The organism is Tessaracoccus aquimaris (genome assembly GCF_001997345.1).
In the GTDB taxonomy this organism is placed as follows: domain Bacteria; phylum Actinomycetota; class Actinomycetes; order Propionibacteriales; family Propionibacteriaceae; genus Arachnia; species Arachnia aquimaris.
In genome coordinates this window covers 439489-452442 of the sequence record NZ_CP019606.1, presented here as the reverse complement: position 1 = coordinate 452442, position 12954 = coordinate 439489, and the positions used below count along the sequence as shown (strand labels likewise).

The following is a 12954-nucleotide window of genomic DNA, read 5'->3' as shown; positions in this document are numbered from 1 at the left end:
GACGGTGACCATCTCCGCGGCCTCGCCCCACGCTCAACTGATTGATCGGCTCGGCGACCTCGCGGAGATCATCGACGATTCGACGCTTACCCGCGCGCTCTACTCGACCGACGCTTCGCTGTATCGCGTCGCACCCGCGGCCGTCGCTCATCCCCGCAGCACAGACGAACTGGTCGCCCTGGTGCGCGCATCCCTCGACGCGGGTGTCCCGATCACCGCTCGCGGCGCTGGCACCTCGTGCGCAGGCAACGCCGTCGGGCCGGGGCTCGTGATCGACGTCTCCCGCCATCTGAACCGGATCCACTCCATCGACCCTGAGGCGCGCACCGCGGTGATCGACCCCGGCGTCGTGCAGGACCAACTCCAGCAGGCCGCCCGGCCCCACGGGCTGCGACTCGGCCCGGACCCGTCGACCTCGAACCGCTGCACCGTCGGCGGCATGATCGGCAACAACGCCTGCGGCCCACGCGCCCTCGGCTACGGACGGATGGCAGACAACGTCGTCAGCCTCGACATCGTCACGGGAACCGGCGACCTGATCACGCTCGGCGTCGACGACCTGCCGGAACTGCGCTCGCTGGTGGCGGCCAACCTTGGCGTGATCCGCACCGAGTTCGGCACCTTCATCCGGCAGGTGTCCGGCTACTCGCTGGAGCATCTGCTCCCCGAGAAGCGGTTCGACGTCGCCAAGTTCTTCGCGGGCACCGAGGGAACGCTCGGCGTGATCGTCCGGGCGACCGTCCGGCTTGTTGCGGACGCGCCGCACTCGCTGATGGTCGCGCTCGGCTACCCGACGATGCCCGACGCGGGCGACGACATCTCCAACCTGCTCCGCTTCTCCCCCACCGCATGCGAGGGCCTCGACCGGCGCATCGTCGACGTCGTAGTCGCCAAGAACGGCGCAGACAGCGTCGGCGACCTGCCGGCGGGCGACGGCTGGATGTTCCTGGAGGTCGTCGGCGACGACCCGGCAGAGCTCCGCGCGAGGGCCGAGGCGATCGTCGAGGCCTCCGCCGCGACGGAAGGATGGGTCGTCGACGACCCCGCCCGCGCCGCTCAACTGTGGAAGATCCGCGCCGACGGCGCCGGCCTGGCGGGCGTCAGCCTCGCAAAGCCCGCCTACGGAGGCTGGGAGGACGCGGCGGTCCCGCCGCAGCACCTGGGCGAGTACCTGCGGGAGTTCGACGCGCTGTTGGAGCGCCACGGCCTGCACGGCCTCCCCTACGGCCACTTCGGCGACGGCTGCGTGCACTGCCGCATCGACTTCCCCCTCACCGCACCCGACGGCGCAGAGCGCTACAAGGCGTTCGTCGAGGAGGCCGCGACGATGGTCGCCCGGTTCGGCGGCTCGATGTCGGGCGAGCACGGCGACGGAAGGGCGCGCTCTGCGCTGCTGCCGCACATGTACTCCCCCGCAGCCATCGACCTGTTCGGCCACGTGAAGCGCCTCTTCGATCCACGCGGCCTGCTCAACCCCGGTGTGCTGGTCGACCCGGCCCCCGTCGAACAGGACCTGCGGATGGTCGCAGTCAGCCGCTCGCCGCTCGCCGCGACCGACGCCGAGTTCGTCGAGGCGGTGCACCAGTGCTCCGGCGTCGGCAAGTGCCTGGCGGACACGACTGCGTCCGGCGGCGTGATGTGCCCGTCGTTCCAGGCGACCCGGGACGAGAAGGACTCGACGCGCGGCCGCGCCCACGCGCTGCAGGAGATGGTCAACGGCTCGCTGATCAGCAAGGGCTGGCGCTCGCCGGAGGTGCACGCGGCGCTCGACCTGTGCCTCTCGTGCAAGGGCTGCGCCCGCGACTGCCCGACCGGCATCGACATGGCCGCCTACAAGGCGCGCGTCACGCACGAGACGTACAAGGGGCGGCTGCGCCCCCGCAACCACTACGCGCTCGGCTGGCTGCCGCGCTGGGGTCGCCTCATCACGACCGTCCCGGGCCTCGGAAGGCTCGTGAACCTGGTCGGCCGGACGCCTGGGCTCGGCAGGGCGCTGCGCTGGGGCGCGGGCGTCGACCACCGGCGCGCCATCCCGCAGTTCGCCTCACGCACCGCCCGGTCGCGGCTCGAGCGTTCGACCGGCGGCTCGAAGGGTCGGGTGCTGATCTGGGTCGACTCGTTCTCCGACTGCTTCGAGTCGATGTCGTTCGCGGCGATGGCGCAACTGTTGGTGCGGCTCGGCTACGAGCCGGAGGTGCTGGACAAGACGGCGTGCTGCGGGCTCACCTGGATCTCGACCGGCCAACTCGACGGCGCCCGCCGCCAACTGACCACGGCCGCTGCCGTGCTTGCCCCCTACGTCGCCGATGGAGTGCCGATCATCGGCGTCGAGCCGTCGTGCACGGCCGTGTGGCGAAGCGACGCCCCTGAACTGCTGCCCGACGATGCGAACGTTGCGGCGTTGAACGGGTCGGTCCTGACGCTGGCCGAGTTCCTGGAGCGCGACGCCGACTTCGTCGCGCCTGACCTCAGCGGCCACACGATCGTCGCCCAACCGCACTGCCACCACGCGTCGGTGCTCGGCTGGGGCAAGGACAGGGCGCTGCTGGAGAGGACGGGCGCGAAACTCGTGGTCGTCGGCGGTTGCTGCGGCCTGGCGGGCAACTTCGGGGTCGAGCGGGGCCATCACGACGTCAGCGTGAAGGTCTTCGAGCACGACCTGGGCCCGGCGGTCGAGGCGAACCCTGACGCGATCGTGCTGGCCGACGGCTTCTCGTGCCAGACGCAGTTGACCTCGCTCGCCGACCGCTCATCGATGTCGCTCGCGGAACTGCTCGCCACGCACTGACCCGCTGGTTGAGCCGACCGTCGGGGCGGAGCCCCGCGCGCGTCGCGTCGAAACCAACCCACACCCGAACGCGGACCCTAGCCCCTGCCCACCTCACGAGGATTTCGACGCAGCCGCGGGCGACTCCGTCGCTGGGCTGGCTCAATCCAAGCGACACAGCGCGGGCGCCTCCGTCGCTGGGCTGGCTCAGTCAGCGGCCGCTGGTTGAGCCAAGAAGGACGCGCCAGCAGCCGTTGGTTGAGCCAAGAAGGACGCGTCAGCGGACTTCTTCGGTCGAAACCTCTCGCGCCCGACAGCCCTAGTCACGCCAGGATCGCGCGAAGGCGGACCCGATTCCCTGCCCACCTCACGAGGATTTCGACGCAGCGCGGGCGACTTCGTCGCCGCCGCTGGCTCAATCAGCAGCCGTTGGTTGAGCCAAGAAGGACGCGTCAGCGGACTTCTTCGGTCGAAACCTCTCGCACCCGACAGCCCAAGCCACGCCAGGTACCGCGAGAGCTTCACGAGGTCAGAGCCGACCGCGGGACAGGCGAACCTCACGGCGATTCCGGCCGACGCTGGCATGGCGACGGTCGGCGGAAAGTTCCCCGTGATGTTCTGATGCAACCAACGCCTCCGCCCGGGCGTATTCACCACGAACGGCCCGACACGGGCCACAGAGATCACGGGGAGGGACAGTGACCGAGGACGAGTTCGACCGGTTCTACGCCGCGTCCTTCACGAAACTCGTCGGCCACATCTATGCGATGTGCGGATCGATGGCCGAGGCGCAGGACTGCGTCCAGGAGGCATTCGTGAGGGCGTGGGATCACAAGAGCAAGCTCGACACGGCCAACAGCCCCGAGGCGTGGGTCAGGACGACCGCGTACCGGCTGGCCGTCAGCCGCTGGCGACGCGCACGAAGGTCCTTCCGGCAACCGGACCGGGCGCTGGAGATGAGGCCGGCGGCCGAGCCGTCCCCCGAACGGGTCGTCCTGGAGCAGGCGCTCGCCCAACTGCCCGAGGACCAGCGACGGGCCATCGTGCTCTACCACCTGTGCGACCTGAGCGTCGCCGACGTCGCAGCCGAGGTCGGTGCCCCCACGGGCACCATCAAGGCCCGCCTCTCACGCGGCCGAGCCACCCTCGCCCGTCTGCTCAACACTGACCTGGAGGTGCGTCATGCCTGACCGTATTCCCGAACTCGACCACCTCGCAGCGACCGCAAAGGAGGTTCCCATGCTGCCAGCATCAGAGATCCGACGGCGCGGCAACCGTCGCCGGGCCACCCGGCGCACCGTCGGCGTGCTGGGCGCGTGTGCCCTGCTCGCGGTCGGCGGCTTCGGCATCGTGCAGGCCACCGGCCGACAGGAGCCGGGCTGGGCGACCCCCCAGCCGGTGACGCCGACGCCCAGCATCTCGTCGACGGCGAGCCCCAGCGCCCCGACGTCGCCCGACCCGGGTCCCACCCAGACGCCGGACGTCACCTCCAAGCCGACACCGACGCCAACCGACGCGCCGGGCGAGACCGTGAAGGCCCCCACCTTCGACAACATGCCGACCCCCGATCAGCTCTTCATCTACGGCGACCTGCCCGGCGCCGTCAAGGACGAGTTCGAGGGGCAGGGCCAGTCCTCGCCGAGCATCTGCCTGAGCGAGATCCCCGGCGAGCCCAGCACCATCCTGACCCGCGAGATGGGCATCGAGGGCGACGAGTGGCCGACGCTGTACGTCGCGACGATCTTCGGCTACGACGACAAGGCGCAGGCAACTGCCGCGTTCGACTCGCTCCGGCAGCAGTCCCTCGACTGCGGGGAACGGCTCGACGCGCAGGGCTGGCGCGACTCCCGCGCCCATGAGAGCACCGACGAGGTCCCGTTCACGCCGCCTGCCAACGCGCCGGATGCACGGTTCGCCAACGTCCTTGCGGCCGGCCTCCCCGCCGGGGACGCGTCGCTCGAACTCGGTCAGTGGGTCGACGTCGTGATCATCCAGACGGACTCGCGCGTGCTGTTCCTGTCGCAGGCATTCGAGGGGCAGGACTACAACTGCTCGCTCTCCCCCGATGACGGCGACGGCGCGCAGTGCCCGGCGCTCAAGGCGGCAGACGCGATGGCCGAGAGGCTGGCCGGCTAGCCGACCTCGGCGCCGAGTCGGCGCACGGCCCGGGTGCCCTCCACCACGATCGCGACCAGCAGCGCGACATAGGTGGAGGGCACCGCCACGAGCAGCACCACGCTGAGCGCGTCGGCTGCTCCGTCCCCGAACAGCCGTCCAAGCAGCGAGGTGGGCTCGGCGCCCGCCACCTCGGGAAGGGTCAGCGCGAGCAGCGCCCACATGCCGTAGTAGACGAAGGATCCGATCGAGGCGACCGGCCCCAGGAAGTGGCGCCACTGCCGCTTCCGGTAGGTCCAAGCGAGCAGCCCGGCCATCACCTGCGCGACGATCGTGGCGGGGATGCCGATCACGACGTAGAGGAAGAAGATGCCGGACACCGTCGTGGTCGCCACCCTGATCAGCACCACCAGGGCGGGCAGCGCGAGGGCGGCCCACCACAGGCCCTGATGGGCCACCTCACCCAGCCGGTAGCGCGGGATGGGTTCGGTCGTCATGGCCCCGAGACTATCCACCCTTGCGCCCCGTCGGTCGCAGCGACAGTCGAAGCGACTGTCGGACGGCGGGTCGGCGGGAACGCGAAACGCCCCTCCGCACGTTGCGTGGGAGGGGCGTTTCTGCGCGGTCAGCGGGTGAGGCGACGGTGCGACGACGACTTGGGTCGCGACGCCTCGGGGCCGAGGCGGGCGATCTTGTTCTCCTCGTAGTCGGCGAAGTTGCCCTCGAACCAGAACCAGTTGGCCGGGTCCTCCTCGGTGCCCTCCCACGCGAGGATGTGGGTGGCGACGCGGTCGAGGAACCAGCGGTCGTGGGAGATCACGACGGCGCAGCCCGGGAAGTCGAGGAGCGCGTCCTCGAGCGACTGGAGCGTCTCGACGTCGAGGTCGTTGGTGGGCTCATCGAGGAGCAGCACGTTGCCGCCCTGCTTCAGGGTCAGCGCCAGGTTCAGGCGGTTGCGCTCACCGCCGGAGAGGACGCCCGCGAGCTTCTGCTGGTCGGGGCCCTTGAAGCCGAACGACGCGACGTAAGCGCGCGAGGGCATCTCGAAGTTGGCGACCTTGATGTGGTCGAGGCCGTCGGAGACGACCTCCCACACGTTCTTCTTCGGGTCGATGCCGGAGCGGTTCTGGTCGACGTAACTGAAGGAGACGGTCTCGCCGACCCTCAGCTCACCCGTGTCGGCCTGCTCGATGCCCGTGATGGTCTTGAACAGTGTCGTCTTGCCGACGCCGTTGGGCCCGATGATTCCGACGATGCCCGCGCGGGGCAGCGTGAAGGACAGGTTGTCGATCAGGACCCGGTCGCCGAAGCCCTTCTTGAGGTCCTTCGCCTCGAGGACGACGGAGCCGAGTCGCGGGCCCGGCGGGATATTGATCTCGGAGAGGTCGACGGCGCGGTTGCGCTCCGCCTCCGCGGCGAGCTCCTCGTAGCGGGCCAGACGGGCCTTGCTCTTGGCCTGGCGGGCCTTGGGGTTCGAGCGGACCCACTCGAGTTCCTTCTCGAGGATCTTGGCGCGCTTGGCGTCCTTCTTACCCTCGACCTGGAGGCGCTGACGCTTGGTCTCCAGGTAGGTCGAGTAGTTGCCCTCGTAGGGGTGCAGGCGACCGCGGTCGATCTCGCAGATCCATTCCGCGACGTTGTCGAGGAAGTAGCGGTCGTGCGTGACGGCCAGGACGGCGCCCGGGTAGTTCTTGAGGTGCTTCTCGAGCCAGTCGACGGACTCGGCGTCGAGGTGGTTGGTCGGCTCGTCGAGGAGCAGCAGGTCGGGGGCCTCGAGCAGCAGCTTGCAGAGCGCGACGCGGCGCCGCTCACCACCGGAGAGGACGCTGACCGGGGTGTCCGGTGGCGGGCACTGGAGCGCGTCCATCGCCTGCTCGAGCATCGAGTCGATCTCCCAGGCGTTGCGGTGCTCGAGCTCCGTCTGGAGGTCGCCCATCTCGGCCATCAGCGCATCGAAGTCGGCGTCAGGTTCGCCCATCTCCATGCCGATCTCGTCAAAGCGCTTGAGCATCGCCTTGGTCTCGTGGACGGCGAGCTCGACATTCTCGATGACGGTCTTGTCCTCGTCGAGCGGCGGCTCCTGCAGCAGGATGCCGACGGTCGCGCCCTTGGCGAGGTTCGCCTCGCCGTTATTGGGCCTGTCGAGGCCCGCCATCAGCTTGAGCATGGTGGACTTGCCCGCGCCGTTGGGGCCCACGACGCCGATCTTGGCGCCGGGGAGGAACGACAACGTGACGTTGTCGAGGATGACCTTGTCCCCGACCGTCTTGCGGACGTTGTACATGGTGTAGATGAACTCGGCCACTGTGTGGAGACCCTTTCGCGTTGACCGCGTGCCAGTATGCCAGCTTGCCCCCGCGGAGCCGAAAGCGTCGGGGCGTCGGCCTCGGGTTGGGTGAGTCCTTGAGCATGTTTGGTTGCTCGTTTCGACTTGAACGCTCAAAAGCCGCGTTTTCCGCAACGAGTTACCAAACATGCTCAAACCCCGCCCGACCCGAGCGGTCAGGCGGAACGGTGGGGCTGGGCCTCAGATGAGGCGGTCGAGGGCCTTGCGGGCCTTTGCGTAGCGCTCGACCTCGGCCTCGGCGGGGGCGACTACCTTGTCGACGGCGACCTCGCGGACGGCGGCCTCGAGGGACTTGCGCGCCTTCCGCGCGGCGGCCCGGGCGGTCGCGCCGATGATCAGTTGCGAGACGACGGACAAGACGATGCCCGCGAGCAGGCCCCCGATCGCCAGGATGGTCGGGAGCGGCACCTGCAGGCCGCCGTCGGGCCCGATCGGGACGACCCGAGCGGCGGCATCCCGAAGTAGCCGAGCAGCCTGTTGATCGTCAGCCAACCGAGACCGACGACGACCGCGACGATCAGCAGCCACTGCAGGCCGCGGATCACGGCCCACCACACCGGCGGCTTGGCGACCCTCAGGTCGGCACCGACCACCGCACGGTCCAGGTCGTCGGGCAGCCGACGCTCGGACGAGTAGACGGCTTGGCTGATCGACTCCTGCCAGACGTTGGGCAACCCCTCGCCCAGTTCGTGCGCGAACGCGCGCAGCCCGGTCGACAGGTGCGCGCTCGCGGCGGCGGACCTGGCCGGTAGCGAACTCCTGGTCAGGGCGGGCGTCTCGGGTTCGTTCTTGGAGCCGCCGATCCCGAGCCTCAGCCGCTTCAACGGGTCGGGCTTGAGCCTGCCGATCCACTTCACCAGCGGCCACCCGGTGGCCAGTTGGCCGCGGTGGCGCACCGAGTCGCGCACCGCGTGGACGACGACGGGCACGCCTGCCGCCGCCGCCAACTGCTGCGTCAGGGTCGTGACGGTGTCCTTGCCGACCTTGCCCGCCTTGCCCCGTCCGACGGACTCGTCGAGCCGGGCGGCCACGACGGCGACGTCGGCCTCGAGGCGCTGCGCCGCCGCACGCTTGCCGCTGGTGAGGGCGCCGAGCCTCGCGCGGAGGTCGTCGATGCCCATACCCGTGACGGCGCTGGTGGCGAGCAGCGGGACGCCGCCGAGCCCGTCGGCCTCCAGCAGGCGGCCGATGTGCGCGAGGCACTGCTGCAACTGGTCGGGGGTGAGCAGGTCGGCCTGGTTGAGCACCACGGTGATCACGTCGCGGTGCTTGGCGAGCGGCCGCAGGTAGCGCTGGTGGATGGCGGCGTCGGCGTACTTCTGCGGGTCGAGCACCCAGATGAACTGGTCGACGAGGCCCACCATCCGGTCGACCTCGTCGCGGTGCGCGCTGGCCGTCGAGTCGTGGTCGGGCAGGTCGAGCAGCACCAGGTCGGCCAGTTGCGGCGTGGGCGGCTCCGCCTCGTAGCGGCGCTCGACGCCGAGCAGGTCGAGGAGTTCGGGGTTGGTCGCCGAGAAGCTGACGGCGAGCGTCTTGGACGTGGTGGGACGCCTGGCGCCCTGCTCGGCGAGCCGGGTGCCGCTCAGCGCGTTGAACAGGCTCGACTTACCGGAACCGGTCGCGCCCGCGAGCGCAGCCGTCGTCTGTGCCCCGGCGGCGAGCCGACGGGAGGCGTGCGCGAGCAGGTGGCGGGCCTGTTCCTCGACCTCGGCGGGTGCCCGCCCTTCGACGAGGTCGACGACCTCGGCGAGCGTGTCGAGTCGGTCTGCCACTGTCGTCATGAAAGCTCCGGGGCGGTCAGGTCGTCGAAGGCGGCCCGCGCGGCCGAGCGGAGTCGGTCGGCGGCCTCGGCGAGCTTGGCCGGGGCCTGCTCGTCGACGGCCAGCGCGTCGAGGATCGTGCCGAAGCGGGTCAGTTCGTTCGCCAGGACGGCGTCGACGCGGTCGCGGAGCAGGCGCTGCGCCTCGACGGCGAGCCTGCGGACCTCGTCCTCCCCGAACACGGCCTCCAGGAGGCGCTGCGCGAGCAGGGAGGTGCCGCCGGCGATGCCGACCTCGGCGGTGGTGAGGCCGCCGGTGGCGGCGAACACGACGATGATCAGCGCGGCGCCCGCGACGTTGGTGCCGATGGCCAGGAAGCGGGCCTTCCTGCGCTTGCCGCGGCCCTCCTCTTCGACGAGTCGGAGGACGTCGGACTGCCACGCCCTGATCGCCTCGGCCGCCGCCTCGGGGAAGGCCTCAGAGGCGCGCGCGAGGGAGGGTTCGGCCGCGATGATCTCGCGGCCCCAGCGGGTCCGGGACCACGCGACGGCTGTCGACTCTGCTGCGCCCTCCCCCGCCTCGACGAGCACGGCGGAGAGGCTGTCGGAGATGGCGACCTGCACGGCCTCGGCCTTCGGCTCGCCGCGGAACCAGCCGGAGATCCGGTCGCGGATCATGCCGATGCGTTCCTCGATGCTTCGCATGAACTCGCCGGTCCCGACGAGGTCCTGCCAGCGGCTGAGGATCTCGCCGCGCAGCATGGTGCCGTCGCTTGCGGCCTTGGAGACCTCCTCGGCCGCGAACCGGTAGTTGGCGACCGACTGGGCGCGCAGTTCGGCCAGCGCCTCATCCTGGCGGGCGACGCCGTCGATCAGTTCGGACAGTTGCGGGTCGAGCGAGCGGACGGAGCCCGCGAGCGTCTGCACCGCGACCTGCGCGCGCGCCTCGGAGGCCGCCGCCAGGTGAGCGAGCCACTGCCTGATGCCGGAGACGTCGCCCATCGGGAGCAGCCCGTCGGGGGTCAGTGCCCGCTCTGGGACGGCGAACAGCTTTGCGGAGGCGAGCCCTCGTTCGGCGAGCATCTGCGCAAGATGGCTGCCGACGTCGGTGATCGCGCCGGGCGGGCAGCGGTTCACCACGACGCTGACGACGATGTTGCGTTCGGCGGCGGAGGCCAGGTAGCCCCACGGGACGGCGTCGGCGTAGCGGGCGGCGGAGGTGACGAACAGCCACAGGTCTGCGGCGAGCAGCAGTTGCCTGGCGAGCGAGCGGTTGGCGTCGTCGATGGAGTCGATGTCGGGCGCGTCAAGCAGCGCGAGGCCCGGCGGAAGGTCGGGGAAGGCGACGATGTGCAGCGCGCGGGAGTCGTGCAGTTGGGTGTCGGTGCGGACCAGGTCGGGCAGCACGTGCTCGGAGCGGAACCACGCTTCGTCGTCGGGGTGGCACACCAGCACCGGGGACTTGGTGGTCGGGCGAAGCACGCCCGGCTTGGTGACCTGCGCGCGCAGCAGCGAGTTGACGAGCGTCGACTTGCCCGCGCCGGTGGAGCCTCCGACGACGGCGAGCAGCGGCGCGTCGAGGCGGCTCGCCCGGGGCAGCAGGTAGTCGCGGACCTGGTGGCTGATCGAGCCGGCGAGCGAGCGGAGTGACTCCGCACCGTCGAGCGGCAGCGGGAACTGCGCGACGGGCACGGTCGCGTCGAGGTTCTTGAAGGCCTCGACGAGTTGCTGTGCCCCGTTCATCTCGGCGCCGGCCAGTTGCCTCCGACGCCGGCGGGGCCGGGCAAGCTCGGGGGCGGATAGTTCGAGGTGAGCGGGCCGGGGCTCTCACCGTCGGGCACCTCGATCGGCGCGGACTTCTTCTTCCGCGGCGGGATCAGCCGGGCGCCCGCGTAGTCGGTCAGCGCGACCCCGCGGAGCGTCTCGACCTCGTGGAGGATGTCGTGGGCCCGTGAGTCGCCGGGGGCGCCGACGGTGCCGCGGGTCATCTGGTTCCGCAGGTAGGCCAACTCGGTGTAGCGGCGCACGAGTTTTGTGGTGCGCCACCAGGTCTTCGGGCCACGGAAGATGGCGAAGAACAACAGCTTCATCCGGCGCAGCGGGCCGCCGAAGACCTGCACCTCGCGCGGGGTGATCCAGCCTGCGCGCTGGTAGTCGGTGAGCCGCGCCTTGAGCAGCTGGCCGTTGCCGACGACGCTGACGATCAGCGAGATGATCAGGATCCCGACCACCGCGAGCGCCATGTACCAGGGCCGCATCAGGTTCTCGATGGGGTTCGTCGAGGACAGCCCGTTGAACAGCATGTGCCCGAAGCAGGCCATCATGAAGCCGCCGAGCGGGGCCATCACGCGCACCAGTTTGCTGCGCGCGCCGAGCCCGATCACCAGGCCGCTAGCGGTCATGATCGTGAACAGCGGGTGCCCGAACGAGGTGTAGACGCCGCGCAACATGACCAGTTCCAGCATCACCTCGTCTGGCTTGGCGATGGTGATGTCGTGGGTGGCCTGCATCCACACGCGCGAGTAGTAGAGGATGTTCTCCACGAACGCGAAGCCGACGGCGGACAGGCCTGCAAGCGCGACCATCGACAGCCGCGAGACGATCTTGTTGCGCCACAGCACCACGAGCAGGATCAGGATCGTCGCCTTCGCGAACTCCTCGACGAACGGCGCCGAGAAGACCGCCGCCCGTGAGCCGGAGTCGGCGTTCGCCTCGCGCGTTGCCATCGCCTGGCCGACCCAGGTGTTGACGTGGATCGAGAACCACGTCGACGCGGCGGCGCCCCACCCGAAGGTGAGCAGCCACACCAGCGGCTGGCTGGGGCGGAACCGGTCGAGCCAGATGAACAGCAGCGAGTAGGCGGCCGCCGTCCATACGGCGTAGAAGGCGCCCTTGCGGATCGCCTCGTTGGAGATGCCGAGCGAGCGGGAGCCGTCCTCGAAGACCGTGTCGGGGTGCAGCACCCAGTACTCGTTGTACAGGCCCGCGAAGTAGAGCGGCAGCAGCACGATGGTGAGCCAGAAGATGGGTTTGTCGCGGGCCCAGCGGCCAGCGCGGGTGAAGTTCAGGAAGAACCCGAGCGCGACGGCGGCCACCACGATCGGCATCCACACGACGGGGCGCTCGATGATCCAGTTGCGCCACTGCGCCACGAACAGCGCCCACACCACGATCGCGGCCAGCGCGGCAAAGGACCCCCACACCCGCGCGTCCGCATACCAGGGGCGACGTGCGCTTCCCGGCTGGGCGGCCTTGGGCAGGCCGTTCAGCAGCCGGAGGCGGTTGGAGATCCTGGCTTCACTCATGATGGGCAAAGCCTACCGGTCGATGCGGACCGCGCCCCGCCGATACGGTTGGGGCATGCAGAGCTTCTTTGACGGCATCGACGGCTGGGATCGCAACGACGGGTCGCTGCACGTGTACGCGCTGCCGGACGAGGGGGTGGCCGACCGGCTGGAGTCGCTGTCGGAGCGCCTCGACGGCGTTCCCGGGCTTCCCCGGATGCCGCGCTCCTGGCTTCACTTCACCATCAGCCGACTCGCTCAGTACGACGACCTCGGCCAGGCGAACCTGACAAGGCTCGCCGATGCGATCGGCGCCCGGCTCTCCACCGTTGGCCCGTTCGACCTGCGGGTAGGCGCCCCTCGCGCGACGGACAAGGCGGTCGACTGCACCGCAGAGCCCTCCCCCGAGTGGGACGCCCTGGTGGCCGCCGTCCGCGGCGCCGCCGTCGAGGCCTTCCCCGAGGATGAACTGCCCGCGGGCCCGCACGCGCCGCACGTGGCGTTGGCCTACGCCGTCGGCGAGGTGCCTGACGCGGACCTCGAGGCCCGGCTCGCCGACGCCCCCGAGGTCGGCACGGTGCCGATCCGCGGCCTGCACCTGGTGTCGGTGACGATGCGACCCGAGGTCGGCACGTTCGACTGGACCGAACTGGCGAACTGGGAGTTCTGAGGCACCGCCCGG

General features: G+C 70.2%; 10 protein-coding genes. 4 read left to right on the top strand and 6 right to left on the bottom strand.

Annotated elements, in window-relative coordinates; translation table 11 throughout:
* Positions 1 to 4: 4 nt before the first annotated feature.
* The 3 genes from BW730_RS02125 to BW730_RS02115 all read left to right on the top strand — a co-directional run bounded on the left by BW730_RS02125 (position 5) and on the right by BW730_RS02115 (position 4903).
* Positions 5 to 2788: an FAD-binding and (Fe-S)-binding domain-containing protein gene (locus BW730_RS02125; protein ID WP_077684815.1), complete on the top strand. Its 2784-nt coding sequence runs from the start codon at positions 5 to 7 to the stop codon at positions 2786 to 2788.
* Between the two features lie 677 nt (positions 2789 to 3465).
* Positions 3466 to 3957: an RNA polymerase sigma factor gene (locus BW730_RS02120; RefSeq protein WP_077684814.1), complete on the top strand. Its 492-nt coding sequence runs from the start codon at positions 3466 to 3468 to the stop codon at positions 3955 to 3957.
* 49 nt (positions 3958 to 4006) lie between these two features.
* Positions 4007 to 4903 (top strand): hypothetical protein, encoded by an 897-nt coding sequence (locus BW730_RS02115; protein WP_077684813.1) that lies wholly within the window; start codon positions 4007 to 4009, stop codon positions 4901 to 4903.
* Here the strand turns inward: BW730_RS02115 and BW730_RS02110 are convergent.
* The 6 genes from BW730_RS02110 to BW730_RS02085 form a co-directional block, all read right to left on the bottom strand.
* Entirely contained in the window at positions 4900 to 5379 is a 480-nt protein-coding gene (locus tag BW730_RS02110; RefSeq protein ID WP_077684812.1) for a hypothetical protein, read from the bottom strand. The two genes, BW730_RS02115 and BW730_RS02110, sit on opposite strands and share 4 nt — an antisense overlap.
* A 128-nt stretch (positions 5380 to 5507) precedes the next feature.
* A complete protein-coding gene (gene ettA / locus BW730_RS02105) occupies positions 5508 to 7187 on the bottom strand; it encodes an energy-dependent translational throttle protein EttA (RefSeq protein ID WP_077684811.1) in 1680 nt (559 codons plus the stop codon).
* A 222-nt stretch (positions 7188 to 7409) separates the two neighbouring features.
* Positions 7410 to 7637 carry a hypothetical protein gene (locus BW730_RS02100; RefSeq protein WP_077684810.1) on the bottom strand — a complete coding sequence of 76 codons (228 nt, stop codon included), beginning with the start codon at positions 7635 to 7637 and terminating at the stop codon, positions 7410 to 7412.
* Entirely contained in the window at positions 7565 to 9010 is a 1446-nt protein-coding gene (locus tag BW730_RS02095) for a GTPase (RefSeq protein ID WP_077684809.1), read from the bottom strand. Before BW730_RS02095 ends, BW730_RS02100 begins: the two co-directional genes overlap by 73 nt.
* Positions 9007 to 10731 carry a P-loop NTPase family protein gene (locus BW730_RS02090; RefSeq protein WP_077684808.1) on the bottom strand — a complete coding sequence of 575 codons (1725 nt, stop codon included), beginning with the start codon at positions 10729 to 10731 and terminating at the stop codon, positions 9007 to 9009. The genes BW730_RS02095 and BW730_RS02090 overlap by 4 nt, the downstream gene beginning before the upstream one ends.
* Positions 10728 to 12293, bottom strand: a complete 1566-nt coding sequence (locus tag BW730_RS02085; protein ID WP_077684807.1) for a PrsW family intramembrane metalloprotease — start codon at positions 12291 to 12293, stop codon at positions 10728 to 10730. The genes BW730_RS02090 and BW730_RS02085 overlap by 4 nt, the downstream gene beginning before the upstream one ends.
* A gap of 55 nt (positions 12294 to 12348) precedes the next feature.
* On the opposite strand from BW730_RS02085, the gene BW730_RS02080 reads away from it, so the two are divergent.
* A complete protein-coding gene (locus tag BW730_RS02080) occupies positions 12349 to 12942 on the top strand; it encodes a 2'-5' RNA ligase family protein (RefSeq protein ID WP_145952685.1) in 594 nt (197 codons plus the stop codon).
* Positions 12943 to 12954: the final 12 nt, after the last annotated feature.